The organism is Paraburkholderia humisilvae, from assembly GCF_902859855.1.
GTDB lineage: Bacteria > Pseudomonadota > Gammaproteobacteria > Burkholderiales > Burkholderiaceae > Paraburkholderia > Paraburkholderia humisilvae.
In genome coordinates, this window is record NZ_CADIKH010000018.1 from 76,502 (window position 1) to 102,942 (window position 26,441).

General features: G+C 63.2%; 22 protein-coding genes. 14 read left to right on the forward strand and 8 right to left on the reverse strand.

Annotated features, from left to right (window positions below; all coding sequences use genetic code 11):
• Window positions 1-76: 76 nt before the first annotated feature.
• A complete protein-coding gene (locus HV796_RS20070; RefSeq protein WP_246355951.1) occupies window positions 77-433 on the reverse strand; it encodes a YkgJ family cysteine cluster protein in 357 nt (118 codons plus the stop codon).
• A 751-nt stretch (window positions 434-1,184) separates the two neighbouring features.
• On the opposite strand from HV796_RS20070, the gene hpnI reads away from it, so the two are divergent.
• Genes hpnI through HV796_RS20090 form a run of 4 tightly spaced genes read left to right on the forward strand, consistent with a single transcriptional unit; the run spans window position 1,185 to window position 5,795 of the window.
• Complete coding sequence (hpnI, locus tag HV796_RS20075; protein WP_175228249.1) at window positions 1,185-2,420, forward strand: bacteriohopanetetrol glucosamine biosynthesis glycosyltransferase HpnI; 1,236 nt, start codon at window positions 1,185-1,187, stop codon at window positions 2,418-2,420.
• 29 nt (window positions 2,421-2,449) lie between these two features.
• Window positions 2,450-3,913 (forward strand): hopanoid biosynthesis associated radical SAM protein HpnJ, encoded by a 1,464-nt coding sequence (gene hpnJ, locus HV796_RS20080; RefSeq protein WP_377692606.1) that lies wholly within the window; start codon window positions 2,450-2,452, stop codon window positions 3,911-3,913.
• On the forward strand, window positions 3,910-4,761 hold the full coding sequence (hpnK, locus tag HV796_RS20085; RefSeq protein WP_175228251.1) for a hopanoid biosynthesis-associated protein HpnK: 852 nt from the start codon (window positions 3,910-3,912) through the stop codon (window positions 4,759-4,761). The genes hpnJ and hpnK overlap by 4 nt, the downstream gene beginning before the upstream one ends.
• On the forward strand, window positions 4,758-5,795 hold the full coding sequence (locus HV796_RS20090; RefSeq protein WP_175228252.1) for a lysylphosphatidylglycerol synthase domain-containing protein: 1,038 nt from the start codon (window positions 4,758-4,760) through the stop codon (window positions 5,793-5,795). Before hpnK ends, HV796_RS20090 begins: the two co-directional genes overlap by 4 nt.
• Window positions 5,796-5,840: 45 nt before the next feature.
• Here HV796_RS20090 and HV796_RS20095 read toward each other — a convergent pair whose 3' ends face one another.
• Genes HV796_RS20095 through HV796_RS20105 form a run of 3 tightly spaced genes read right to left on the reverse strand, consistent with a single transcriptional unit; the run spans window position 5,841 to window position 10,303 of the window.
• Window positions 5,841-7,007 carry a lipocalin-like domain-containing protein gene (locus HV796_RS20095; RefSeq protein WP_246355944.1) on the reverse strand — a complete coding sequence of 389 codons (1,167 nt, stop codon included), beginning with the start codon at window positions 7,005-7,007 and terminating at the stop codon, window positions 5,841-5,843.
• A gap of 4 nt (window positions 7,008-7,011) precedes the next feature.
• Window positions 7,012-9,603: an FtsX-like permease family protein gene (locus tag HV796_RS20100; RefSeq protein ID WP_175228253.1), complete on the reverse strand. Its 2,592-nt coding sequence runs from the start codon at window positions 9,601-9,603 to the stop codon at window positions 7,012-7,014.
• Between the two features lie 10 nt (window positions 9,604-9,613).
• Window positions 9,614-10,303, reverse strand: a complete 690-nt coding sequence (locus tag HV796_RS20105; protein ID WP_175228254.1) for an ABC transporter ATP-binding protein — start codon at window positions 10,301-10,303, stop codon at window positions 9,614-9,616.
• A 239-nt stretch (window positions 10,304-10,542) separates the two neighbouring features.
• Here HV796_RS20105 and HV796_RS20110 point away from each other — a divergent pair, with 239 nt between their 5' ends.
• The 4 genes from HV796_RS20110 to glnA all read left to right on the forward strand — a co-directional run bounded on the left by HV796_RS20110 (window position 10,543) and on the right by glnA (window position 13,538).
• Window positions 10,543-11,139 carry a short chain dehydrogenase gene (locus HV796_RS20110; protein WP_175228255.1) on the forward strand — a complete coding sequence of 199 codons (597 nt, stop codon included), beginning with the start codon at window positions 10,543-10,545 and terminating at the stop codon, window positions 11,137-11,139.
• A gap of 57 nt (window positions 11,140-11,196) precedes the next feature.
• Window positions 11,197-11,595, forward strand: a complete 399-nt coding sequence (locus tag HV796_RS20115; RefSeq protein ID WP_175228256.1) for a DUF2784 domain-containing protein — start codon at window positions 11,197-11,199, stop codon at window positions 11,593-11,595.
• Between the two features lie 124 nt (window positions 11,596-11,719).
• Complete coding sequence (locus HV796_RS20120; protein WP_175228257.1) at window positions 11,720-11,926, forward strand: hypothetical protein; 207 nt, start codon at window positions 11,720-11,722, stop codon at window positions 11,924-11,926.
• Window positions 11,927-12,032: 106 nt separating this feature from the next.
• Window positions 12,033-13,538, forward strand: coding sequence for a type I glutamate--ammonia ligase (gene glnA, locus HV796_RS20125; protein ID WP_175228258.1), 1,506 nt, complete (start codon window positions 12,033-12,035; stop codon window positions 13,536-13,538).
• A gap of 43 nt (window positions 13,539-13,581) precedes the next feature.
• Here the strand turns inward: glnA and HV796_RS20130 are convergent, their stop codons facing one another.
• A complete protein-coding gene (locus HV796_RS20130; protein WP_175228259.1) occupies window positions 13,582-14,739 on the reverse strand; it encodes an acyl-CoA dehydrogenase family protein in 1,158 nt (385 codons plus the stop codon).
• 768 nt (window positions 14,740-15,507) lie between these two features.
• Here HV796_RS20130 and HV796_RS20135 point away from each other — a divergent pair.
• Window positions 15,508-16,677: a porin gene (locus HV796_RS20135; RefSeq protein ID WP_175228260.1), complete on the forward strand. Its 1,170-nt coding sequence runs from the start codon at window positions 15,508-15,510 to the stop codon at window positions 16,675-16,677.
• A gap of 142 nt (window positions 16,678-16,819) precedes the next feature.
• Here the strand turns inward: HV796_RS20135 and HV796_RS20140 are convergent, their stop codons facing one another.
• Together HV796_RS20140 and HV796_RS20145 are read right to left on the reverse strand one after the other, a co-directional pair.
• Window positions 16,820-17,230, reverse strand: a complete 411-nt coding sequence (locus tag HV796_RS20140) for a DoxX family protein (protein ID WP_246355945.1) — start codon at window positions 17,228-17,230, stop codon at window positions 16,820-16,822.
• Window positions 17,231-17,277: 47 nt separating this feature from the next.
• Window positions 17,278-18,003, reverse strand: a complete 726-nt coding sequence (locus tag HV796_RS20145; RefSeq protein WP_175228262.1) for a pirin family protein — start codon at window positions 18,001-18,003, stop codon at window positions 17,278-17,280.
• Between the two features lie 155 nt (window positions 18,004-18,158).
• Between HV796_RS20145 and HV796_RS20150 the strand changes: the two genes are divergently transcribed.
• The 4 genes from HV796_RS20150 (at window position 18,159) to HV796_RS20165 (ending at window position 23,818) form a co-directional block, all read left to right on the forward strand.
• On the forward strand, window positions 18,159-19,049 hold the full coding sequence (locus tag HV796_RS20150; protein WP_175228263.1) for a LysR family transcriptional regulator: 891 nt from the start codon (window positions 18,159-18,161) through the stop codon (window positions 19,047-19,049).
• A gap of 321 nt (window positions 19,050-19,370) precedes the next feature.
• A complete protein-coding gene (locus HV796_RS20155; protein ID WP_175228264.1) occupies window positions 19,371-19,568 on the forward strand; it encodes a DUF3311 domain-containing protein in 198 nt (65 codons plus the stop codon).
• The gene (gene mctP / locus HV796_RS20160) at window positions 19,565-21,052 is read left to right on the forward strand and encodes a monocarboxylate uptake permease MctP (protein WP_175228265.1); all 1,488 of its coding nucleotides are present in this window, start codon (window positions 19,565-19,567) and stop codon (window positions 21,050-21,052) included. Before HV796_RS20155 ends, mctP begins: the two co-directional genes overlap by 4 nt.
• A 300-nt stretch (window positions 21,053-21,352) precedes the next feature.
• Window positions 21,353-23,818 (forward strand): penicillin-binding protein 1A, encoded by a 2,466-nt coding sequence (locus HV796_RS20165; RefSeq protein WP_175228328.1) that lies wholly within the window; start codon window positions 21,353-21,355, stop codon window positions 23,816-23,818.
• A gap of 45 nt (window positions 23,819-23,863) precedes the next feature.
• Here the strand turns inward: HV796_RS20165 and HV796_RS20170 are convergent, their stop codons facing one another.
• On the reverse strand, window positions 23,864-24,787 hold the full coding sequence (locus HV796_RS20170) for a DUF72 domain-containing protein (RefSeq protein ID WP_175228266.1): 924 nt from the start codon (window positions 24,785-24,787) through the stop codon (window positions 23,864-23,866).
• A 213-nt stretch (window positions 24,788-25,000) separates the two neighbouring features.
• Here HV796_RS20170 and HV796_RS20175 point away from each other — a divergent pair, with 213 nt between their 5' ends.
• Window positions 25,001-26,410, forward strand: coding sequence for a DUF2252 domain-containing protein (locus HV796_RS20175; protein WP_175228267.1), 1,410 nt, complete (start codon window positions 25,001-25,003; stop codon window positions 26,408-26,410).
• Window positions 26,411-26,441: the final 31 nt, after the last annotated feature.

Sequence of the window (26,441 nt, forward strand, 5' to 3'; positions counted from 1 at the left end):
GTCATTCGAGGTCATGCGCGGGCCATGCGGCAAAGTGCCGCTCAGGCAGCCGCGTCGCACCGATGATGCGGCGCGGTTAGCCCGGCATGGCAGGGAGCGGGGGCAATCCGATCTTCGCGCGCAACCGCTGGCAATCTGGATTGGGTGATCCGTCGTTGGACCAGACCCGATATTCCCGGCATGGCGACGGGCGCTGCGCGTAAATCGCGCAGTGTATGCCCGGCTTCCCGACTTCACCGCGCAATGCGATGCAGCGACCATGTCCGGCCTCAGTGCCTTTCATGCAAACGATATAAGGATTCACACGGCTGACCAGTTCGTCGGGGACAGTGCCGCCCGGCGAACTGGCCATCTCGCCCATATACATCGAGACCCGGAAATACTGGCAGCATGCGCCGCACGAAAGACAGGGATTCGCGTCGTCGTTTGCCATGTCGGCGAAAACGCGCTCATCAGCCTGGATATTCAGTAATTGGACCGACTGCTTTCCTTGCATATTGAAAAATCGTTCATGCGATTTTAAATGATGGTTATCAAGCTTATTAGCTTTAATGGTGCGGGTGCATAAGTTTGTCGTAAAAACTTATCCTTATATATCTAAAAACAAAGCAAGCAGACGGGCGTTTGCGAAGCCGCGTGCATGCGCATCGAAGTGCGCGATGCAGCCGCGGGATGTCGCTACAGACTCAGGTCAGCTTAATGATTCTCTAAGGTTTCGCTGCTACCATCAGTCAGCCGGTTTCCATGCCGGTGACATATTTTAATTGAAAGAAAAGATTATTGATTTCGTAAGGGCGGTCTGGGCGTGTCGCATGAAATCGGAATCCACGTCGCGCGCTTTCTGGCTTAAGTTTGACCGATGAAACGAATGATTGTCGACACACGCCCACGTTGTCTTCCGGCTGACAGCGCACCGGCCGATTCCCGTTCGTGCGGCCGTGACGCGCACCTTGCGCAGCAGTTGATGTCGCTTGGCGACGAGGGTTTGCGCGGGTTCCATACACGCCTGGCGTTATTTGGATACCCTTTAATGGGACGCCAGTAACATCTGCGCTTCACATACAAACCTTACGCTCGCTGGGCGAAAAGAGCGGAGTGTCTCCGATGTTAGTTAAACCAATCGCGATCTGTGGTTCATCGACCGGATTGACCGGAAAGCGCCGGCACAGGGAGGCTCGGCTCAGATGAACTGGACCTCCTACGCGCAATGGCTGCTCGCGGCGATCTGTTGTGGCGCGACCGTCTATGCGGCGTGTGCCGCCGGCTTGTTGCGCCGCTCGGCCGCGGCCGGACGGCGGGCAAGCAAACGGCGCGCACAAGCGGTGCCGGCGCCGATCGGCGCGGTCAGCGTGCTCAAGCCGCTGTGTGGCGCGGAACCGCGCCTGTATGAGAATCTTGCCTCGTTTTGCGAACAGACCCATCCGTGCTTTCAATTGCTGTTCGGTGTGTCGTCCGCGCAGGACCCCGCGATCGGCGTCGTGCGTCGCTTGCAGGCCGCCTATCCGCATTGCGACATCACGCTGGTGGTCGACTCGCGGGTACATGGCAGCAATCTGAAGGTCAGTAATCTGATCAATCTTGCTGAACATGCGCGCTACGAGGTGCTCGTGATCGCGGACAGCGATATCGCCGTCGCGCGCGATTATCTGCAGCAGGTTTGCGCGCCGCTCGCTGACCCGCAGGCCGGCGTCGTCACGTGCCTGTACCGTGCGACCGGCATCACAGGCTTCTGGTCGCGTGTGGGCGCGTTGTTCGTCAACGAATGGTTCATGCCGTCGGTGTTTGTCGCGCACGCAACCGGGTCGTGTGAGTTCGGTTTCGGTGCGACACTCGCGCTGCGCCGCGAAACGTTCGATCGGATCGGCGGCTTCGAGCCGCTGAAAAATTGCCTCGCCGACGATTTCTGGCTGACCGAGCACGTCCGCAGGCTAGGACTGCGCACGATATTATCGAACGTGATTGTCGCGACCGACGTGATCGAAAGCCGTTTCGCTGCGCTCTGGCAGCGCGAAACGCGCTGGCTGCGTACCATCCGCTCGGTGAATCCTGCCGGCTTCGGGTTCCTGTTCATCACGTTTACATCACCGTGGCTGCTGCTCGGCGCGCAGCTTGCGGACGCCTTTCACGCGGACGGGGCGCAACCGGTCGCGCGGGCGGTGATGACAGCGGTGACCCTCGCCGGCTGTATTGCGCGCTTGCTGATGCATGCCTATGCGACACGTGGCTTGCGCGCATTCTGGCGCGATTTGCCGCTGGTGCCGTTGCGCGACACGCTGCTAATGCTACAGTGGCTGGCTGGCGCATTCGGCTCCCATGTGATCTGGCGCGGCGCGCGGGTGCCGGTCACGACGCGGACCGCCGCGAGCGGCGCGGCTGAACTGGACACGGTCAAAGTGCTGGAAGTGTCCGACGGAAGGTAAACCCCGGAACGCAAATTACCCGATAATTCATGTTTGAACGCAACGATGACCATTTGCAGGGCGGAGTGAAGATGAAAACATTGTTCTTGCAGGCGCCGTCGTACGACGGCTTCGATGGTGGCGCAGGGTCGCGCTATCAGGCGAAGCGCGAAATCCGCTCGTTCTGGTATCCGACCTGGCTCGCGCAGCCGGCTGCGCTCGTGCCCGACAGCCGCGTGCTCGACGCGCCGGCGGACGGTCTGTCGGTCCAGCAAACGCTCAAGATCGCGGACGAATACGACCTGGTCATCATTCACACCAGCACGCCGTCGTTTCCGACCGATGCGTTGTTCGCCGAAGACCTCAAGAAGCATAAACCGTCGATCCTCGTCGGCATGGTCGGCGCGAAGGTGCAGGTCGATCCGCACAATTCGCTGACCGCGACCGAGGCAATCGATTTCGTCTGCCGCGAGGAATTCGACTTCACCTGCAAGGAAATCGCCGAAGGCAAGCCGTTCCCGGAAATCAAGGGGCTGTCGTGGCGCGCGAAGGATGGCTCGATCGAGCATAACGAAGCGCGTCCGATCCTCGAGGACATGGACTCGCTGCCGTTCGTCGCGCCCGTCTACAAGCGTGACCTGAAGATCGACAACTATTTCATCGGCTACCTGAACTACCCGTACGTGTCGATCTATACGGGCCGCGGCTGCAAGTCGCGCTGCACATTCTGCTTGTGGCCGCAGACGGTCGGCGGTCACCGCTATCGCGTGCGTTCGGTCGACAACGTGATCGAGGAAGTGAAGTGGATCCGCGACAACATGCCGGAAGTGAAGGAAATCATGTTCGATGACGATACCTTCACCGACGACGCGCCGCGCGCCGAAGCGATCGCGCGCGGGCTCGGCACGCTCGGCGTGACGTGGTCGTGCAACGCGAAAGCCAACGTGCCGTACTCGACGCTGAAGATCATGAAGGAAAACGGTCTGCGCCTGCTGCTGGTCGGCTATGAGTCGGGCGACGACCAGATCCTCGTGAACATCAAGAAGGGCCTGCGTACGGACTTCGCACGTCGCTTCAACGCGGACTGCAAGAAGCTTGGCATCAAGATCCACGGCACCTTCATCCTCGGCCTGCCGGGCGAGACGAAAGAAACGATCCGCAAGACCATCGAGTACGCGAAGGAAATCAATCCGCACACCATCCAGGTGTCGCTCGCGGCGCCGTATCCGGGCACGACACTCTACAAGCAGGCGGTGGAGAACGGCTGGATGGAGGAAAACAAGGTGATCAACCTCGTCAGCAAGGAAGGCGTGCAGCTGGCGGCGATCGGTTATCCGCACCTGTCGCGCGAGGAGATCTATCACCATCTCGAGCAGTTCTATCGCGAGTTCTACTTCCGCCCGTCGAAGATCTGGGAGATCGTGCGCGAGATGCTGATGAGCTGGGACATGATGAAGCGTCGTTTGCGTGAAGGGGTCGAGTTCTTCCGTTTCCTGAGGGCGCACGAGGCGTGACCGCAGCGACGCCACGATCCGGTCGCGCGCTGATCCTGACTGCGGACGATTTCGGCCTGCACGAGCGCGTCAACGATGCGGTCGAGCACGCGCATCTGCATGGCGTGCTGACCGCGGCGAGCCTGATGGTCGGCGCGCCGGCCGCGCGCGATGCGGTCGAGCGGGCGCGTCGTTTGCCGGATTTGCGCGTCGGTCTGCATCTGGTGCTCGCGGACGGTGCGGCGACGCTGCCGCGCCATCAGATTCCCGCGCTGGTCGATGCACAAGGTCGTTTCGGCGACCGCATGGTGCGCGATGGCGTTCGTTTCTTCTTCCTGCCGCACGTGCGCGCGCAACTCGCGCGGGAAATTCGCGCACAGTTCGACGCATTCAAACAGACGGGCTTGCCGCTCGATCACGTCAACACCCACAAGCATTTCCATCTGCACCCGACCGTGCTGTCGCTGATCCTCGAAATCGGCCGCGACTATGGCATGCGTGCGATGCGGCTGCCTTACGAAGCGCATTCGCCCGCGTGGATACGTCCGTGGATGGCGAGTGTGCGCTCGCGGCTGCGCCGCGCGGGCATTGCGCATAACGACTACGTGGTGGGCATCGCACACACCGGCGGCATGGATGAAGCGGTGTTGCTCGACACGATCGCCAACCTGCCGCACGGCGTCGGCGAGATTTATTGCCATCCGGCGACGGCGGGCGAGGACGCGCTGTCCGATGGGATGCGCACCTATCGCCATGCCGATGAACTGAACGCGCTCCTGTCACCGCGCGTGGCGTCGGCTTTGCACGCCGCCGGCGCGCGCCGCGGCGGTTTCGGCGATGTGCTGCCGGGCGGGGTGGTGCTGTCATGAAGTGGCTGCGCTTTATCGGCTTGCCGGTGGGCATCGCGATCCTGATCGCACTGACGCTGCACATGCACGTTGGCGAAGCGATCCAGATGATCCGCCAGGCCGGTTTTGCATTGCTGCTGCTCGTGCCGCTGCACCTGCTGCCGTTGCTGCTCGATGCGCAGGCGTGGCGGCTGCTGCTCGACCGGCGGGCGCCACTGGGCTTTCTGCTGTGGGTCGCGACCGTGCGCGAAGCGGTCAACCGCTTGCTGCCGGTCGTCGGGATCGGCGGTGAAGTGGTCGGCATCCGGCTCGCGCAATGGCGGGTCGCGGATGGCAGCGTCGTCAGCGCGACGGTGATCGTTGAAGTGCTCATCACGCTCGCGGTGCAGTATGCGTTCTCGGCGATCGGCGTCGTGCTGATCGTCGCGTCCGCCCAAACCGCGGGTTCATGGCATGCGGTCGTGCTCGGCCTGCTGCTGTCGCTGCCGCTGCCGGCCGCGGCGATCATCTTCGTGCGGCGTGGTGGCTTTTTCCATGCCATCGAGCGCGGGTCGAAGAAGCTGTTCGGCGATACGCATCCGCTCGTGCAGCGCATCGACGGCAAGCGTCTCGATGCCGATATCGACGCGCTGATGGTGCGTTCCGGCCTGCTGTTCCGCGCGTTCCTGTGGCAACTGGCGGGCTATGTGCTTGGCGCGCTCGAAGCCTATGTGGCGCTCGCGCTGCTCGGACATCCGGTGTCGATCGGCGGAGCGATCGCGATCGAGGCGATTACCCAGGCGGTGCGGCATGCGGCGTTCTTTGTGCCGTCCGGGCTTGGCGTGCAGGAAGCGGCGGTCGTGCTGCTCGCGCAGATGTTCGGTGTCGGCCACGATGCCGCGCTGTCGCTCGCGCTCGTCAAGCGGATGCGCGAGGTCATTTTCGGCTGCCTCGCGCTGCTGTCATGGCAAGGCGCGGAGTTGTTCCGTCGCGTTGAAGAAAGCCGGCTGCGGGTGCCGGCCCGCGTGCCGAAGAGTCACGTTGATACGCCCGATCCGGTGACTTCGGAAAGCTGACGCGCGGTGCGTTGCGCGGCATGCAACGCAGCCCCGTGGCGTTGCTTACAGTTCGAGGCGCGCGACATAACCGGTCAGTTCCAGATAGCCGCGCGCGACGGGTGTCGCGATCCGGTCTTCGCCTGCGGCGCCATCCTGCGTTTGTGTGACCGCCACCGCGCCTTCCCAATAGACCTCGCCCGTGCTGGCGCGGCTGTCCACTTCCTGATCGTCGAGGAGCGGCGTCAGTGTCAGATGCAGATCGCCGGCGTCGACGCGCATCGCGATCGGATACCGCGTATCGGTATGCGGCGATCGCCACCAGCGCAGTGGCGTAAACACGACGTCATCCGGCGCGAGTGTTTCCGACGGACCGTCCGTGCTTCGTAGCGTGCCGCCCGCCCAGAGCTTGCCGCCTGCTTCATCGCGAATCTGAAACGCGGTCAGCACGCTGCCGTCGTCGAAGTTGACGCCGATCCAGTCCCAACCGACCGCGTCGTCGGCAAGCAACGCCGATGACCATTCGTGATCGAGCCATGCGACGCCATGCACGGCCTCGGGTTTGCGATCCGACGCGCGATGACGCGTCAGCGTGCCTGTCACGCGCAACGCCGGCTCGCTGTAGTAATAGCTCGCCTCGCTCGCCAGCGGCCCCTTGCGGCTGTAACCTTGCGCGCCGTTGAGCAGCACCGGCTGCGTCGGCTGCATCGCGAACGCCATCGCAAAGTCCGCGGCGCCGATGTCGACCTGATATCGGCCGTCGCGCGCATTCCGTGTCAGCGACCATGTGCCGATCTGCACGTTCGTATCCGTTTCACTCGCTTGCGCGAGGCCAAAGCCGGTGCGCGCCGAACGCTGGTCGTGCTGCAGTTTTCCGACGTGCGGGTCGCTTATCGCGACATTCGCAAACAATAATTGACGCGGCGCGAAACGGCTCGGATCCGCGTCGTCGAGCGCGGGCCGTGAACGGAAGAACGTCACCTGAAAACCGAGTGCGGTGTGATCGGCGGTGAAGAGCCAGCCGGTCGCATACCACCACTCGGTCCGATATGGCGAATGCGCGCCGAAGTCGCGCGGAAAGACGAGCGTGCGTCCCGGCGTGACAGGCGGATAGTCGGGTACGTCCGCCTGCGCTCGCAGCGGCCGCATCAACGGCAGCAGTGGCGCGAGCGGGATGAAAGGGAGCCACGCGGCAAGCGCGCGAGGCAATCTGAGAAATGTGCGGCGCTTCATCGTTTCACCAGTCGTCGCGTACGGCGCGCACGGCATCGACGGACAGTGCCGAACGCGCGCTCCATAAAGCGGTCAGCGCTGCGGCGAGCACGACCGACGACGCGAGCGTGATCACGAGCGCCCACGGCATATGCAAACTCATCGTCCAATGAAACGATTGCGGGTTCACCACGTAGACGAGCACGGCCGCGATCCCCGTTCCGAGCACGAGCCCGGACGCGACGCCCAGCAGTGCGACCAGTGCCCCTTCGAGCACGAGCAGCGCAGCGATCTGGCCACGCGTCACGCCGAGATGCCGCAGCACGCCGAACTCGCGCGTGCGTGACAGCGCCTGCGCGCCGAAGCTCGCGCCGATGCCGAACAGGCCGATGAGCACCGCGACCGCTTCGAGCAGATACGTGACCGCGAAGCTGCGGTCGAAGATCCTGAGGCTCGCGTCGCGAATTTCACCGGGTTCGGAAAACGATAGCCGGTCACCGCCCGCGACGCGCTCGCGGATGCGCGCGGCGGCTTGTGCCGTCGATACACCGGGCGCCGGCCAGATCGCGGCGTCGGTCGCGCGCGTGTCGCTCGTGAACTTGCGATAGTCCGTTTCATCGATCACCGCCGCGCCGAACTGGCGCGCGTAATCGCGCCATACGCCCGCGACAGCGAACGTCACCGATTGGCCGCCGACCGGTAGCGCGATGCGGTTTCCCACTTGCAGCCGGTACAGGTCGGCCATCGCCTCGCTGACCCACACCGGCGGCAACGCGTTGCCACCCGCGATGAGCGGCGCGCCGGTCAGCGGCAGGCGCGCGCCGGGGTTACGCGGATCGATCGGACGCGCGATTAGCGCAACCGGAGGCAGCCGCGTATCGAGCGTGATCTGCGTCGAGCGCAAGAACTCGGCGCGCGCGATGCCAGGCGTCGCCGCAAGCGCGGCCTGGTCGCTTTCGGACAGGAAGCCGCTGTCGCCGGCGGGCGCCGCGCGCAGATAGAGCGGCGCGGGCAGCAGCCGTTGCAGCCAGTCGTCGACGGCAATCCGGAAACTCGACACCATGATCGCCATCGCGACCATCAGACTGAAGCTCGCGACAATCCCGGCGAGCCCGATGGCCGCGCGTCCCGGCGCATGCGCAAGCTGCGCGAGCGCGAGCTGCGGCAATGCGCGTTGCGTGTGCGGCAGCGCATCGAACACGGTGCGTGCGATATACGGCATCGCGAGCACACCGCCGATCAACAGCAGCGCAACGGCCGCATAACCGAACAGCGGCAGACCATTTACCGATGGCAGGCGCGCCGCGGCGACGCCAAGGACGATGGCCGCCAGCGGGCCAAGCAGCGAGCGCGCTCGATGCAGAGGCTGCAGACGCGTTTCTTCGTCGCCGGCTTTCAGCGCCTGGGCCGGTTGCGCCCGCGCCGCTTCGAGCGCCGGCGCCATACTGCCGAGCACGGCGGCGGCGACCCCGAGTGCGATAAACAGGCACGCTGCGGCGGCATCGAATTGGACCCGAGGGCGCACGCCTTCGAAATAGCCGCCGCCCAGATCGCCGCCGGCGAAATGCAGTACGGCGGCCGCGACCGCGTAGCCTAGCGCGACGCCGGCGATCGCGCCCAGCAGGCCGTGCACCGCACCTTCGGCGACGATCAGCCCCAACACGCCACGGCGTGTGACTCCGAGCGCGCGCAGCAACGCAAACTGCGCGCGGCGCCGCAGTGCCGCGAGCGCCTGGATCGTAAACACGAGGAATGCGCCGGTGAACAGCGCAACGAGCGCGAGTACGTTCAGATTCGCACGATAGGCACGTGACAGTTGCGAGGTGCGGTGCGCATTATCGTGCGGACCGACCGCGGCGACACCGGCGGGCAACAGAGGCGCAATCTGCCGGGCGAATGTCGCCGCGTCGATGCCGGCTTTCAGTTTGATGTCGATGCGTTGCAGCGTACCAAGACGTTCGAGTCGCCATTGCGCGGCGCCGATATCCATGACGCCGATGCGCACGCTGGTGCCGGACGCAGGCAGCGTGCCGGCGACACGAAGTGCGACCTGCCGCAGCCCGACCTGCACGGTCAGCGTGTCGCCGATCTTGAGGCGAGTCCATGCAAGCGCCGCGGGCGACAGGAACACGGCGTCAGGCGCCAGCAGATCGAGCCGGTTCGCGCGTGACGCTGCGACGCGTCCGACCAGATCCGGCGTGACGCGCCCCGCATGAAACACGTCGACACCGAGCAGCTTCAGCACATCGTCCTGTCCCGCGATGCGCGCGTCGACTTCGACGACCGGGCTTGCCGCCGCGACTTCCGGCAAGCGTGCAAGGCGCGGATACAGCGATTCGTCGAACCCGGTGCGTGGCCCGCGGATTTCGAGGTCGGCGTTGCCCATCAGCGAATTGACGGTCGACGCGAGTTCGGTCAACGCCGCACCGTTGATGAGCTGCACGGCATACCCCATCGCGACGCCGGCCGCGATCGCTAGCACGGCGACGAGTGCGCGCACCGGGTGGCCGCGGCTTTCGCCGGCGATCAACGCGGCCGCGGTCGACACGATCGCGCGCGCGGAAAAGGACCGCGCGGCGGACCCGCGCGAGCCACGCTGAATATCGGCGCTGGTCATGGGGCGTGCCTCATAGCGTGCGCTCGACGGGCGGCGCGGACGGCGCAAGACCCTCGCGCGTCAGGCGCAGCACGCGATCGGCGCTTGCCGCCGCCGCCGCGGAATGCGTGACCAGCAGCACCGCGGCACGCGACTGACGCGTCATGTCGCGCAGCAGTTGCAGGATGCGCGTCGCGGTGTCGTGATCGAGATTGCCGGTCGGCTCGTCGGCAAGCACGAGGCTCGGGCGATGCACGAGTGCGCGCGCGATCGCGATGCGCTGCAGTTCGCCACCTGACAGATCGCGCGGCAGCGTGTCCGCGCGATCCGCCAGGCCGATCGACGCAAGCGCCGCCGCGACACGTGTGGCCACGTCCGCGGCGGGCACGCCGTTCAACCGTAGTGGCAAGGCGACGTTTTGCGCCGCGCTCAGGTTCGGCAACACATGAAACGCCTGGAACACGAACCCCATCCGCGCGCGGCGCAGAAGCGTCTTGCGATCGTCGTCGAGTGCGGCGAGATCCTGACCGTCGAACACAATGCGTCCGCCATCCGGCTTGTCGAGCCCTGCCGCAAGGTTGAGCAGTGTCGATTTGCCGGTGCCCGACTCGCCCATGATTGCGATGCACTCACCCTCCCGCAGCTCGAGCGATACGCCGTTGAGCACGGTGCGCGGCGGATTGCCCGGATAGCGCTTGATGACATTCGCAAGAGTCAGCATGGGGCCTCAGCGGGAACAGCTTGAATGCGGTGCATCGAAGGGTTCGTCATGCGTTGAGTGGCGCGCGAGTTGCACTGATCCATTCAGCGGAACAGAATGATCGGGCTCCTTCGTAATGGCCGTGCGCATTATCCGGCATAGCACAACCCGACAGGCGAAACGGAGCACGGCGCGGTTGTCGCGCAGTGGTAGCGCGGGGGCCGCACACGTCGCGATGCATCGTGAGTAAAGGAGGCGGTATGCGCATACTGGTCGTAGGGGCAACAGGGCTCCTTGGTAAGGAAATCATCCAGCAGTTGTCTCCGAAGCATGACGTGATTGGCGCGAGCCGCAACGGCTCTGCATTCAAGGTGGATCTGTCCGACAAAGGATCGATCATTGCAATGTACAACGACGCGGGTCCGCTCGACGCGGTGATCTGCGTGGGCGGCACAGCAAAATTCGCACCGCTCGATGCGCTACAGGATAGCGATTTTGCGTTCAGTCTCGACAACAAGCTGATGGGTCAGGTGAATCTGGTGCGCTGCGGCACGCAAAAGATCAACCCGGGCGGCTCGATCACATTGACGAGCGGGACGCTAGCGCAGTATCCGATGCCGGGCAGCACGGCAATCAGTCTCGTCAACGCGGGCGTCGAAGCGTTTTGCCGTGCGGCGGCACTCGAACTCAAAGGCATGCTGCGCGTGAACGTGGTGAGCCCGGGATGGGTCGCTGAAACGTTGCAGCAGATGGGACGCGATCCGTCGGGCGGGGTGCATGCGTCGGTGGTCGCGCAGGCGTACCGCAAGTGCGTCGAAGAGGACTTCACGGGGCAAGTCGTATCGGCTGCGCGCTGATGTCCGGCAGGGGGGCGGTGCAGACGACGCGTCGAGCGGTTGACGTGCGAGGCAGGCATGAACGGCCTCGCTGATGCCGTGCTGGTCGTCCATGCGGCGCTCGTGCTGTTCATCGTCGGTGGACTCGCCGCGATCTGGCTCGGCGCGTTGTTCGACTGGCAGTGGGTGCAGGGCCGCGTGTTTCGCTGCGTGCATCTCGCGGCAATCGGCGTCGTCGCGTTGCTCGCGTTGTTGGGTATTGCGTGTCCGCTAACGGTGCTCGAAGACTGGCTGCGGCATGACACGGGCGCAACGCAAGGTTTCGTGCAACGCTGGGTAGGCCGCATGCTGTATTACGAATTGCCTGCGTGGGTGTTTACCGTCGCGTATGTCGCGTTTGCCGCGCTGGTTGCACTGACCTGGCGGCGCGTTCCGCCCAGGCGGCGCGATCGTCGTGAATCGGCGAGCTCGCGATGATGGTGGTGAATTCGCAGGAGCGCGATGAGCGCGGCAGCGGCCCATCTGCGCGAGCGGGAATGCGATGTGCGACGCAGCATCGTCAGATGCGTTTTCAGAACGTAACGCTTATCAGGAGGTCGTCATGAAATCGGAAGGGAACAGTGGCAATCTGCGCGCGTTTGTGCAAACCGCGGAGCACGGGGGCGGCTTTGTCTGGGTGATCACGCTCGTCGATTTCGATGCGCGAAACGTCCGGCGCTCGCTGGTTTCCGACGATACGTTCAGCACGGTGGCGGCCGCGAAGGACGCAGGTGAAGCGAGTCTGGCCGCCATGAGCGCGGACCGCTGACGGCGCGCACGCCGCGCGCGGGCTTCGCGCCTCGACCGGCCCTTGTTTTCGCCTGTGGACGTACTAAGGTGGACTATAGGGCAAAGGGCCTGAAGAGGAGGCGAGCATGGCAGCCACTCACACTGATAGCGGATCGCCTTGCATGGTATCCGTCGAAGCGGGCAGTTACCGCGTGTCCCGTCCGCAAAGTGCGCGCGACGTCATTGACCTGATCGGCAAGCATGACATCGTCATCGTCGACCTGAAGTTCACGGATCTGCCGGGCCAGTGGCAGCACTTCTCGATCACGCTTCCTGAAGTCCATGAAGAGCTCTTCGACGCCGGTATCGGCTTCGATGGGTCGTCGATCCGCGGCTTTCAGGAGATCCATGAATCGGACATGCTGCTGCGGCCCGACCCCGCGACCGCCTTCGTCGACCCGATATGCGAGACGCCGACGCTATCGTTGATCTGCGACGTCGTCGATCCAGTTCTGCATCAGCCTTATTCACGCGATCCGCGCTACGTCGCGAAGAAGGCGGAGACCTATTTGCGCCAGACGGGTATCGCGACGACCTGTTATTTCGGTCCCGAACTCGAGTTCTTCATATTCGATTCGATCCGTTTCGGCCAGGACCCACATAGCGGGTACTACTTCGTTGAATCCGCCGAAGGCGAATGGAATACCGGACGCGATGAAGGTGCGTATGGCGGCGGCAATCTCGGTTACAAGCAGCGCTATAAGGAAGGCTATTTTCCGGTGCCGCCGCACGATACGCTCCAGGAGATTCGCTCGGAAATTGTGCTGACGCTGCAGCAGGCGGGAGTGCGTGTCGAAGTGCATCATCATGAAGTCGCGACCGCGGGGCAGAACGAGATCGACATGCGTTTTTCGACGCTGACGCGGATGGCCGATAACGTGATGATCTACAAATATGTTTGCAAGAATGTCGCGCGCCGGCACGGTAAGGTCGCGACGTTCATGCCCAAGCCGCTGTTCGCGGACAACGCGAGCGGCATGCATTGTCATCAGAGTCTGTGGAACGACGAGCGCAATCTGTTTTATGACGCGAATGGCTGGGCGCTGACGTCGGACCTGTGCCGCTGGTATATCGGTGGATTGTTGCATCATGCTCCCGCGCTGATGGCATTCTGCGCACCGACGACCAACTCGTATAAGCGGCTCGTACCGGGTTACGAGGCACCGGTGAATCTGGCGATGTCGCAGCGCAATCGTTCGGCCGCGGCGCGCATTCCGATGTATTCGGATTCGCCGAATGCGCGACGTGTCGAGTTTCGTTGTCCGGACCCGTCAGCGAATGCGTATCTCGCGTTCGCGGCGATGTTGATGGCGGGCCTGGATGGTATCGAGAACCGGATCGATCCCGGCGACCCGCTCGACCGCAACATCTACGACTTGCCGCCTGAGGAGGCGAGCGGGATTCGGCAAGTGCCAGGGTCGCTTGAAGCGGCACTGGATGCGTTGGAGACCGATTACGCGTTTCTGCGCAAGGGCGATGTGTTTACCGACGATGTGATTCAAACGTGGATCGACTACAAACGCAGGCATGAGATCGAGCCGATTCGCTTGCGGCCACATCCGTGGGAGTTTTATCTTTATTTCGATGTGTGATGAGCGCGTCGCTCACCCTGCATTGACGCATCGGGCGCGTACGTTACCCGCGATTCAACAACAACTTCCCCGCCGTCACGTAATGCCGCGGATGCACCGCCGCATGCTGCGCGGCGACGTGCAAATCACGCAGGCGGCGCTGTAGCGGTGAGCTATCGTAAATAGCTGCGCCGCCGCCCAATGCGAAGCACGCGTCCGCGACGCGCACACACACATTGGCCACCCAAACCGCGGTTTGCGTCGCTTGCGCGTAAAGCGTGTCATCCTTCAGCGTGCCCTCAAGCGCGCGCTGCCACAACGTCCGAACCTGTGCGTCATGCAACGCGCGCGCAGCACGCAGTTCCGCTTCGACGCGCCCAAGCTCGAACTGGAAAATTTCCGATTCGCGCATCGTCGTTGCGACGCGAAACTGCTGTCGGCCCGTATTGGCGAGCGCGACGATCGCATCGAGTGCGCCTTCGGCCATTCCCACCATCATCGCTGACCCCATCGGGGCAAGCAGATGCGTCACCGCTTGAAAAAGCGGCCCTGGCACGCACGATTCACCGTTGATGTGATCGATCAGATGTTCCGCGGGCACGGGGGCGTTCGTCAGTGAAATATGATGACTGCCTGTGCCTTCGAGTCCCGCGACATCCCACGTATCTTCGATGCGCCACGCGCCGGCCGGCAGCAGGATGCCGTGCATCAGCGGCGGTCCGCCCGCGCCGTTTGCGCCGCTGACCGGTTTGCCGTTCGCGCTCACCACGCCGACGCCGAACAACCAGTCCGCGTGCATGCAACCGCTCGCGAACGCCCATCGTCCGTTGGCACGCCAGCCTTGCGCCGTTTGCTCAAGCGTGCCGGTCGGCTGCACCGCGCCTGCGATGATCACATCCGGGCCGTGGCGATACATCGCGTCGTACACGTTGCGCGGCAAGCGTGTTGCGAAAAGCGGCGCCGTTGCACCGATGCCGGCGAGCCAGCCGATCGAGCTATCGATCCGGCTCAGTGCGGTAACGATACTCATCGCACTGGCGATATTGAGTTCCAGGCCTCCATGGCTTTGCGGCACATACATACGGAACACGCCAATCGAACGCAGGGTGTGCACCAGGTCGGCGGGCAGGCGCCGCTCGGCTTCGATCTGCGCTGCGCGCGCTTCGATGTCGGCCGACAGATCGTGGATATCGGAAAGCATGCGTTGTGCAATATCGTTCATCGGCTGCGTCTCCTGGTCACGTTGCTCTTAAGAACATTCGCCCCGTAGAGGCTATTCCCCTTGCGAAAGTGCAGGGTTCTTTCGATTGTGTTTCCTCTATGGAAGGTGTCGTGCAGCTATCCGTTCAACCCTCCGTTCATGTTCGCCGCGCGGAAGACCGCGGCGCCGATGGACGAACGGCTCGAATTCACAAGGTGAAGACCGCCAATGTGATGCTCGGGAATTGGGTGCGTGTCTGTCGCGCCGCTTGTCGTCTTTGGCAAACGGCGGTTAATGATGTCACTGGCTTGTTTTAAAGCCCGATTTAAAGCGGGATTGCGGCTGATTGAAATTATTCTGTTAGCCTGGTTGAGGCTTCGTCGCGCGCGCACTGGAAACATCACACAAAAAAAGCGCGGCCGGAGCCGCGCAATGCGTGGATATCCGCTGTCTACACGGATACTGTGAAGCGCTTCGCACTCTAGCCGGTCCAGTATTGTTCGGCTATTCACTCTCCGAAATTACCTATTCTATTTTTCGCAATGATGCCCCCGGAGGTGAACTGAAGATTCGCATGGGTGTCCGTTTACGCCTGGATCGCGTGAAAGGTTCGCGGAAAAGACCTGTATTGTTTCGTATAATGCTGTTCTATATTGTTATTAGAGAAATAATGCATGATTCGCACGTGTCGTACATCCGAGACGCGTGTTTTTGCCATTTTTTACATTAATTCTTTGCGCGGGTAGTCTCCGCTTCGCACCCCCTTAACTACACGCGCAAGGAGCAATAATGAATCGCAAGACCTCCCTCTCGGTCATCTCACTGGCGATGCTAGGAGCCGCTGGGGCCGCACACGCGCAAAGCAGCGTCACGCTCTACGGCACGATCGACACGTCGCTGACCTATGTGAACCATGCGCAAGGCAGCGCGAACCTGTGGGCGCTCGGCAACTCCAGCGCCGGCAACCTGTCCGGCACGCGTTGGGGCATCAAGGGCAATGAAGACCTGGGCGGCGGTCTCGCGGCAATTTTCCAGTTGGAAAACGGCTTTGATCCGTCCACCGGCAAGCTGAATCAGGGCGGGCGCATGTTCGGCCGCCAGGCGTTTGTCGGTCTCGCGAGCACTCAGTACGGTACGGTTACGCTCGGCCGCCAGTACGACCCGCTGATCGACCTCGTGCAAGGCATCACTGCGGATAACTACTTCGGCAGCGCGTTCGCGACCGCGGGCGACGTCGATAACTACGACAACAGCTTCCGCGTGAGCAACGCGGTCAAGTATGCGTCGCCGGTCTGGTCGGGCTTCCAGTTCGAAACGATGTACGCATTCGGCGGCGTGGCCGGCACGGTCGGCTCGCAGCAGTCGTATGCCGTCGCGGCGGCGTACAACACCGGTCCGCTGTCGTTGGCGGCCGGCTATTTCTACGCGACCAACAGCCCGGCGTCGGCAGGCATGCGTGACAACACGTTCACGAGCACGTCGGACGGCACGTTTGACGGTCCGGTCAACAATGGCTATGCATCCGCTCACTCGCTCGCCATCGCGCGCGTGGCCGGCCAGTATGTGTTTGGGCCATTCACAGCCGGTGCGGGTTATAGCAACGCGCAATATCGCGCTGACGGTGCGTCGCTGTTCGGTTCGGACCAGAAGTACAACACGGGCCAGGGCTTCTTCAACTGGCAAGCGACGCCGGCGATGCTGCTCGGCGTTGGCTATAGCTACACGAAGTCGAGCGGCGATACGTCGGCGACCTATCATCAGGTGTCGCTTGGCGCCGACTACTCGCTGTCCAAGCGCACGGACGTTTACATGACCGCCGCTTATCAGCACGCCAGCGGCGAAACGCGTACCGCCGACGGCACCGCGATCGAAGCGGCGCAAGCGTCGATCGGTTCGTACGGCTACGCGGGGACGAGCACGCAGTCGATGGTCAACCTCGGTCTGCGCCACAAGTTCTAAGCATCGTTTGACGCGATTGGCGCCGGTTGCGTGGCAACGTGCGCCGAGGCGAGGCATAAAGCAAAAACAACGGGGCGGCTCGTGAGCCGCCCCGTTTCGTTCGCCGGACGCGACGTGTGTCCCGCACCCGTCGCGTCGCGCTTTAGCGCCTGTCGAACGAGTAGCGTCCGGGGCCCGTCACGACCAGCAACAGCAGCCCGCCGATGATGCTGATGTTCTTGTAGAAGTTGACCATATTCGCGTACTGCTCCATGCCGGTCTGCGTCCAGTAGTGATGGCCGATCAGCGCGGTGCCGAGCGTATAAAGCGCGAGCAGTAGCGCAAGCGGCCGCGTCAACAGGCCGACCGCGAGCAGAATGCCGACCCCCAGTTCCATCACCACCGCGACAGCCGCGGCCACCGCGGGAAGCGGCGCGCCCGTTGACGCCATATACGCTTGCGCGGCGGAGAAGCCGGTCAGTTTGCTCCAGCCGAATATCACGAACAGCACCATCAGCAGCACGCGAGCGACGAGCAGAATGGTGTCGCGGCGTTGGTCGATCAGGTTTTGCATGGTCTTTCCTCGCTTATAAGAATGGTTGGCGGTCGCGGCGTTGCCGCTTACGACCACAGTTCCGATACTTCGTTATTACGCAGATCGAACACGAGCACTTCCGCGTCGTCGCCGCCGCTAAAGCTCAGCGTGCGCTCGTTGCGAATCCGCGCGCCGTCGCCTTCCGCGAGCCGTACACCGTTCACGGTCACCGCGCCGCGTGCGACATGCACATACGCATAGCGGTCCGCGTCAAGGTCGACGCTCGCCTGTTCCGCGCCATTGAACAGGCCCGCATAGACGCGCGCGTCCTGACGCAGTTGCAGCGATCCCTCCGTGCCTTCCGGCGACAGCACGAGCCGCAGCTTGCCGCGCTTTTCGTCCGCGGAGAAGTGCTGCTGCTGGTAGCGCGGCGTCGCGCCTTTCACCGACGGCGCGATCCAGATCTGCAGGAAGTGCACGCGTTCGCTCGCCGAGGGGTTGTATTCGCTGTGCGCGACACCGGTGCCGGCGCTCATCACCTGCACGTCGCCGGGCACGATCACCGAGCCCGTGCCCATCGAGTCCTTGTGCTCGAGCGCGCCTTCCAGCACGTACGAGAAGATCTCCATATCGCGGTGCGGATGCTTGCCGAAGCCGCGACCCGGTGCAACACGGTCGTCATTGATCACGAGCAGGTCGGAGAAGCCGATTTGCTGCGGGTCGTAATAGTTCGCAAACGAAAACGTGTGACGTGAGCTGAGCCAGCCATGCTCCGCATGGCCTCGTTCATTGGCGTGTCTGATTTCAATCATGTTGTTCTCCGTGAGTGGGTCTGGCTTCAACGCAAAACGTTGCCTGATGCGTTGACCGAAGTTTAGGTCAATTCAGCAGGCTATAATCATGTCCGTATGAGATTAACTGTCCTATGTGAGTGGACAATTTAATTAAGGGCCGGATTTGTACGCCAATGCAGCTCGATGATCTGAGAATTTATGTCGCGACCGTCGACGCACGTCGTTTCACGGCTGCGGCGGACCGCTTGCAACTGTCGAAGCAGTTCGTCAGCCGCCGCGTGATGGCGCTCGAAGCGAGCCTCGGTGTGCGTTTGCTGGTGCGCAATACGCGCAAGCTGGCAGTGACCGATCTGGGCTACGAGTTTTACGAGCGGGCCACGCGCATTCTTGCGGAAGTGTCCGACGCCGAGCAGGCAATGTCGTCGCAGCGGGCGCATCCGCGCGGGCTGTTGCGCGTCAGCGCGCCGCTGTCGTTCGGCATGGTCCATCTGTCGCCGCTGGTCGGCGCGTTTCTGAGTTCGAACCCCGAAGTGCGAATCGACCTCGAGCTGAGCGACCGAACGGTCGATGTGGTCGGCGAGGGGTACGACATGGCGCTGCGCATCGGTACGCTTGCCGATTCGACGCTGATCGCGCAAAAGCTTGCGGAGTTTCGCATGAACGTCTGCTGCAGCGCGGTGTATCGCAATACGCGGCGGCCGCCCGCGACGCCGGCCGAACTCGCGCGCCATCCATGCCTGCTGTATGGCGAGGAGGCGCGCACCGGGTGGTCGTTCGTGATCGACGGAGCGGTGCGGACCTTCGAAGTGCATGGGCCATTGCGGGCGAACAACGGCGAGGTGATTCGCGACGCGGCGATTGCCGGCGCGGGTGTCGCGTGGCTGCCGGAATTCATCATCGCCGGCGCACTCGCAAGCGGCCAGTTGGTCACGCTGCTCGAATCGTTCGTGTCGCCGCCTATCACGCTGTATGCGGTGTATCCGCAACACCGGCAAAGTTCGGTGACGATACGCGCGTTCACACAGTTCTTGCGCGAGCGGTTCGCGAAGACGCTAGGTGTCTGACGGGGCTGGCGCGCAGCGACCGATGCGTTGTAGCGAAGGCCAGTCGGCGACGCGTTCCACGAACCGTTGCGCATCGAACGGGGCTGCGCTTTGCCGAACGTTGTCGACGCAGCCGTACTGATCGTGCGCCGCACCCCGCATTGATAAATCTATCCGTGAAATTGCCCACTGCCTAATCTTGTAGAACGATAGGCACTTTTCGACGAATTCCCTGATAATGCGCGTACCTTGCGCAGGAGACTGACCGAACGGCACGGCGCCCGCCTTGCCGCCGACGCGGGGGCACATTCGTTTTTCCTATACAAATCAAGAGGGACAATCGTGGAACCAACAGATCAGGCCCGCCATTCGTGGCGCTGGCTTATTTTGCTGATCCCCTATATCGCGTTGTTGTGGCTGCCTTTTTACAACGACACGCAGCCATCATTCGCCGGATTCCCGTTCTTTTACTGGTATCAGTTCCTGTGGGTTCCGCTCACGTCGCTGCTGATCTACATCGTCTACCGAGGCATCCGATGAGCGACCTGAACCCCATCAATCCGGTGGCGATGACCGTCTTCATCGCGTTCTTCCTGCTCGTTACCGTGGTCGGCTTTCTCGCTGCGCGATGGAAGCGGGGCGATCTGACGCAATTGCACGAGTGGGGCCTCGGCGGCCGCCAGTTCGGCACGGTCATTTCGTGGTTCCTCGTCGGCGGCGACTTCTACACCGCCTATACCGTGATCGCGGTGCCGGCGCTGGTCTATTCGGTCGGCGCGTACGGCTTTTTCGCTTTGCCATACACGATCATCGTGTACCCGTTCGTGTTCGCGGTGATGCCGAAGCTATGGAAAATCGCGCATGCGAGGAATCACATCACCGCGGCCGACTATGTGCACGGCGAGTATGGCGGCAAGTGGTTCCCGGCGGCGGTCGCGCTGACCGGCATCGTCGCGACGATGCCGTATATCGCGCTGCAACTGGTCGGCATGCAGGTCGTGATCAAGGGCCTTGGCGTGTCCGGCGAACTGCCGCTCGTCATCGCGTTCGTGATTCTCGCGCTCTATACATACACGAGCGGCCTGCGCGCGCCCGCGATGATCGCGTTCGTCAAGGACATCATGATCTACATCGTCGTGATCGCGGCCGTGTGGTTGATTCCGCTGAAACTCGGCGGTTACGGTCACGTGTTCGCCATGGCTGACCAGCACTTCCAGGCGAAAGGCGGCGCGACCGGCATTCTGCTGAAGCCCACGCAATACACCGCATTCGCATCGCTCGCGCTCGGCTCCGCGCTCGCGGCGTTCATGTACCCGCATACGATGACCGCGGTGCTGTCGTCGGCATCGGCGCAGACGGTGCGCAAGAACGCGATCTTCCTGCCGGCCTATACGCTGCTGCTCGGCCTGATCGCGTTGCTCGGCTATATGGCGATTGCGGCCGGCGTGAACGTGAAGTCGGCTTCCGATGTCGTGCCGACGCTGTTCGGTACGCTGTTCCCGGCGTGGTTCGTCGGCTTCGCCGCGGCCGCGATCGCGATCAGCGCGTTGGTGCCGGCGGCGATCATGTCGATCGGCGCAGCGAACCTGTTTACGCGCAACCTGTGGCGTCCGCTCGTTTCGCCGAACATGAGCGGAGCGCAGGAAGCGTCGACGGCGAAGTTCGTGTCGCTGGTCGTCAAGTTCGGCGCGCTGCTGTTTATCGTGTTCCTGCCGACGCAATACGCAATTGACCTGCAACTGCTGGGTGGCGTGTGGATTCTGCAGATCTTCCCGGCCATCGTATTCACGCTCTACACGCGGCGCCTGAATACGCCGGGGCTGTTCCTCGGCTGGCTGGTCGGCATCGTGATCGGCACCGGGCTCGCGATCGAGCAGGGGCTCAAGCCGGTGTTCACCGTGCATATCGGCGACGCGAGCTGGCCGCTGTATATCGGCCTGATCGCGCTCGCGGCGAATATCGTCGTCACGTTTGTCGTGTCGGTGGTCACGCCGAAGCGCGCGGCGCTCAGCGTGAACGCTTAAGCGAACGACGCGATGCGTACCGGCTGATCTCGCGCAGTCGGGGCGCGCACGTTCTCTGCATCGCAGCCGCCTTTTTGGCGGCTGCTTGCGTTTTGGCGCGGGGTTGGCACAAGTATTGGCGCCGGTCGGGGTGTGTGCTGCGCGGTGACGACCTGGCGACGTCGAAAACACCGGCGCGCGCGGGCCGGTTTGGTACGATGCAGCCTTTTCTGCCGACGGTAAGCCTGCGTGAAACGATCCATCGTGCCATTCGTCCGCAATCTCTGCGCGACGGCGGGTACTTTCCTCAAGCCCTACGCGATGCACGCGCTCGATCGCGTGCGCCATCCGACGCGTCGCGGTATCGCGCTGACGCTCGCCGCCGTGCCCGCCCTGGTGCTGTTGTATGGGCTGGTGCTGATTCCGTTTACGCCCGGCATCGGCGACATTCGCAAGGCGAAGGTCGAGCAGCCGGCTCAGGTGATGTCCGCGGACGGCAAGCTGCTTGCGACGTTCAAGCCATCCAACCGCGACTGGGTCAAGCTGTCCGACATTTCGCCCCACGTGATCGATGCGCTGATTTCGACCGAAGACCATCGCTTCTACGAGCATCACGGTATCGACTGGCGACGCACCGCGTCCGCTGCGCTGCATACGTTTTCCGGAGATCGCCAGGGCGGCTCGACGATCACGCAGCAACTGGCGCGCAATCTGTACCCCGACGAAATCGGCCGAGCGCCGACGCTGACGCGCAAGGTCAAGGAAGCGATTACTGCATTCAAGATCGAGGCGGTCTATACGAAGAGCGAAATTCTCGAAACGTATCTGAACACCGTGCCGTTCCTGTACAACGCGTACGGGATCGAAATGGCGGCGCGCACCTACTTCGACAAATCGGCGCACGATCTGACGGTGCTCGAAAGCGCGACGCTGATCGGCATGCTGAAGGGCAACAGCTATTACAACCCGGTCATCAATCCGGACCGGGCGTTGCAGCGCCGCAATATCGTGCTCGCGCAAATGGTGAAGTACCAGCGGCTCGCGCCTGCCGCGTATCAGACGCTGCAGCGCCGGCCGCTCGGCGTCGATTTCGAGCGGCAGTCGGAGCCGCCAGGTCCGGCGCCGCATTTCGCGCAGCAGTTGCGCAAGTGGCTGATCGAGTGGGCCGACGCGCACGACTACAACATCTATTCGGACGGCCTCGTCGTGCGCACGACCATCGATTCGCGTCTGCAAACGATGGCGACTCAGGCGCTGATCTGGCAGGGCAACCAGCTGCAGTCGATTGCGAATGCGGTGTGGGGCACGCGCAACGCATGTGCCGCGCACAAGGACGTATTCAACGCGTTCGTGCGCGAAATGCCGGAATATCGCGCGGCAAAACAGGCAGGTCTCGCCGACGACGCGGCGCTGAAACAGGTCGAATCGGACCGTCATGGGATGCAGACGCTCTGCGACGACAAGACGCGCGTGCAGGCGGCCTTTGTCGCGATCGATCCGCGCAATGGCCAGATCAAGGCGTGGGTGGGTAGCCGCGACTTCGGCGACGATCCGTACGACCACGTGTCACAGGCGCGGCGTCAGCCGGGTTCGACATTCAAGCCCTTTGTGTACGGCGCCGCGTTCGAGAACGGCGCGAAGCCCGACGATACGTTTATCGATCAGCCGGTCGAGATCACGCTGGCGGGCGGCGAAATCTGGAAGCCTACCGACGACTCGCCGCCAAGCGGCCGGCCGGTGACGCTGCGCGATGCGCTCGCGTATTCGAAGAACCGGATCACCGCCCAACTGATGCAGGAAGTCGGTCCGTCGAAGGTCGCGCGCCTCGCTTATGCAATGGGGGTGCGCGACAGCCGGCTCGAGGCGGTGCCGTCGCTCGCGCTCGGCACGAGTCCGGTGACGCTGAAGGAAATGGTGTCCTCGTACGGCACGATCGCGGATCGCGGCGCGTATGTCGCGCCGATGTTCGTCACCCGTATCGAAGATCGGGCCGGCAACGTGCTGGCCGAATTCCAACCCGCGCGCGCCGAACAGACGCTGCCGCCTGCCGCCGCGCAAACGCTGCTCGATGTGATGCGCGACGTGATCGACAAAGGGACCGGGTCGGCGATCCGCACGCGCTTCGGCATTCGCGCGGATGTCGCGGGGAAAACCGGCACCACGCAGGACGATGCGGACGGCTGGTTCATCCTGATGCATCCGCAACTAGTGGCGGGCGCGTGGGTTGGCTTCAACGATAGCCGTGTCACGCTGCGCAGCGACTACTGGGGGCAGGGCGCGCACAGTGCACTGCCGATCGTCGGCGATTTCTTCCAGCGGGCGCTGCGTGCGCGGCTCGTCGATCCACGCGCGAAGTTCGCCGAGGAGCAGCAGACCGGCGTGTTCGATGCGCTGCGTGCGACGCTCGATACATGGTGGGGGCATCTGTTCGACGAGCAGAAGAAGCCCGCGCCGCAGAAAGTGAAAAGCGCGCCGCTCGTGCAGCGGCGTGCGCCTGCGTCTGCGTCTGCGCCGTCGCAGGCGGCGTCGGCGGCGGAGCCGCGCGATGTCGAGCCGCCGCAGATCGTCGCGCCGGGTGGCGCGTCGGTGCCGCCGTTACTGTCGCCGCCGGGCGCCGTCGGACAGCAGCCCGCTTCAGCGCCGCCGCTTCTGAGTGGACCAGGCGCAACGGCGTCTGCACAGACGTCGCTGGATCAATGGATCAACCAGCGGATGAACGGGGCGGCTGCGATGCCTGCGAGCGGCGCCGTCGCACCTTCGGGCGTCTCGAGCGGCGGATCACGGTGATCGGTCGAACGCAACGTCGCGTGGCCGGATTCGCTTCGGGTTCGCTTAGGTAAGCTCGAACCCGGTCCCAGACCCGGCGTCATGCCGGTTGAGCAGACGAATCATCGTCAGCGCGTTGCGTTGCGCGGAATCTTCGAAGCAGTTATTGAACACGACATCCGTGCGATCGACTCGTTTCGCGATTTCCCGAATCGGAATGGTCAACTGTTCGAGCTCTTCGTCGCTGTAGTCGTAGTTGAAGCGCCCGGACGCGGTCGTGCTGCCGGACCACGTGTCCGCATTGCGGCCATGCAGCCGCACGATCGCGAGGCGCGGCGAGGTCGCTTCCCACACGGTATGCGCGCGCGTGGTCACTTCTTCCGGCGCATCCATCACGACGTGGACGAGCCCGCGTTCGCGTTCGAACGCGAGGGTCGATGCGCGGTGCCGCTCGTCGAACCAGCTCGCGTTGCGAAATTCGAAGGCGGTCAGATAAGGCGCCATCCGCTCCGCGCAATGCGCGACGTGCGCCTTGTCGCGCGGCGCGGTCGTGATCCACGGCGCGAACTGGAACAGCACCGCGCCGAGTTTGCCGGCCGCGCGCAGCGGTTCGAGCGCTTCAAAAAAACGTCGCCAGAGTTCGTCAATGACGTCGGGCGGAACGTCGCGATAATAGAGGTTCTTCTTGCCGGACTGCGGCAGCGCCTGCTGGATATCGGGCGGAAAGAACTTCGGCTCGGTCTGATGCCCGGTGAAGAGCCGGAACGCCTTCATGTTGAACGTGAAGCCCGACGGAGTACGCTGTGCCCACAGCGCGCTGTGGGCCGCGCTTGGCATCGCGTAGTACGACGCATCGACTTCGACCATCGGGAAATGGTCCGCGTAGAACCGAAGCCGCGCTTCCGCGCTCGTGCAGCCCTTCGGATAGAACCGGCCGGATTTGATCAGCATGGCGTCCGTCCATGACGCGGTACCGACTTCGATCGACATGTTGCACTGCTCCATGGGCCCGGAAATCGTCTTTGCATCGTACTGCACTGCGTACCCGTGCGGGCGACGCGGGCGGTTGACGCAGAGGGCTAACCGACGCTGGCATCGCAACGATTGTCGTTGGGCCTGTTATTAGCGTGAACAGGCCCTATAATTTCACAGGTCATTTCATTGGCTACCGCTGCACGACGATCAACAAGAACGGAGAGGCGCATGAAGGGCAGTACCCTCGCGGAACGGGAAGCCAGCGGCCGGGTCGCGCGCGAGCGGTCGAAACGCTCGAGCCATCGCGCGGTCGGCGAGATTCGCCGTGACCCACTCAATCTGATTCGCGAAAGCAGCGAAGGCCGCATCACGAAGCTGGTTGCACTGCGTTATGGCCGCATGGCGGCTTCGCCGCTCGCGTTCTTCCGCGGCAGCGCGATTCTGCAAGCGCACGATCTGGGCCACGTGCCTCATACGGAGTTCGTGCTGCCAATCTGCGGCGATAGCCATCTGCTGAACTTCGGCGGCTTCGCGACGCCCGATCGGCAATTGGTTTTCGACGTCAACGATTTCGACGAAGCCTCGCACGGCCCATTCGAATGGGACCTGAAGCGGCTTGTTGCAAGCTTCGCGGTGGCCGCGCGGCAGCTGCGCTTGAGTCGCGGCGCCGCGCACGATGCGGTGATGTCGGCGGTGCAGCAGTATCGCGACCGGATCGCGCAATACGCGCAATGCGGCACGCTCGAACTCTGGTATGAGCGCATGACGTTCGACCGGATGATTGAAGCTGTATTGGCGCCCGAAGGACGCCGCCGGATCCGGCGCGGGATGGAAAAGGCCGCGGGACGCACGCACGAAGGGGTGCTCGACAAGGTCGCGGAGCGCGTCGACGACCGCTTCGTGATGCGCGATATGCCGCCCGGTCTTTTCCACCTGCACGACGGCAATACGCTATTCGCATCGGCCGACGACGGCTTCCGTAGCGGCGATGGGCGTAAGCTGATCGACGGCGCGTATGCCGACTATCTGCAGACGCTGCAGCCGGACCGGCGCGAATTGCTGGCGCAGTTCACGATTCAGGATTTCTCCTTCAAGGTGGCCGGTATCGGCAGCTTCGGCGCGCGCTGCTTCGTGCTGCTTGCGACCGATCCTTCCGGCAAGCCGCTGTTTCTGCAATTGAAGGAGGCGCTGCCTTCGGTCGTCGCACGTTATTTCAAGTCGAAACAGCCGCGCCACGAGGGGGAGCGTATCGTGCGCGAGCAGCAGATGCTGCAGGCGACCAACGATATTTTTCTCGGCTGGGCGACAGGGCCGGGCGGCCGCCCGTTTTATGTGCGGCAACTGCTCGATTTGAAAATGTCGCCGAACCTCGAACATATCGATACGGAACTGCTCAACGGTTATGCGCGCGTGTGCGGTTGGACGCTGGCGCGTGCGCACGCGAGGGCAAGCGGCAAGGCGATCGAGATCGCCGCATATATTGGACGCAACGATCAGTTCGGCGAGGCGTTGGCCGACTACGCGTTCGCGTATGCGGACCAGGTCGAGCGTGACTACGATGCGTTCCTGAAAGCATGCCGCAGCGGCGTGCTCGACGCGCGCACTGACGAGGATATGGCCGCCGACTTCCGCGTGTAGATATCGCATACGGAAAGCAGGCGCGAACCCC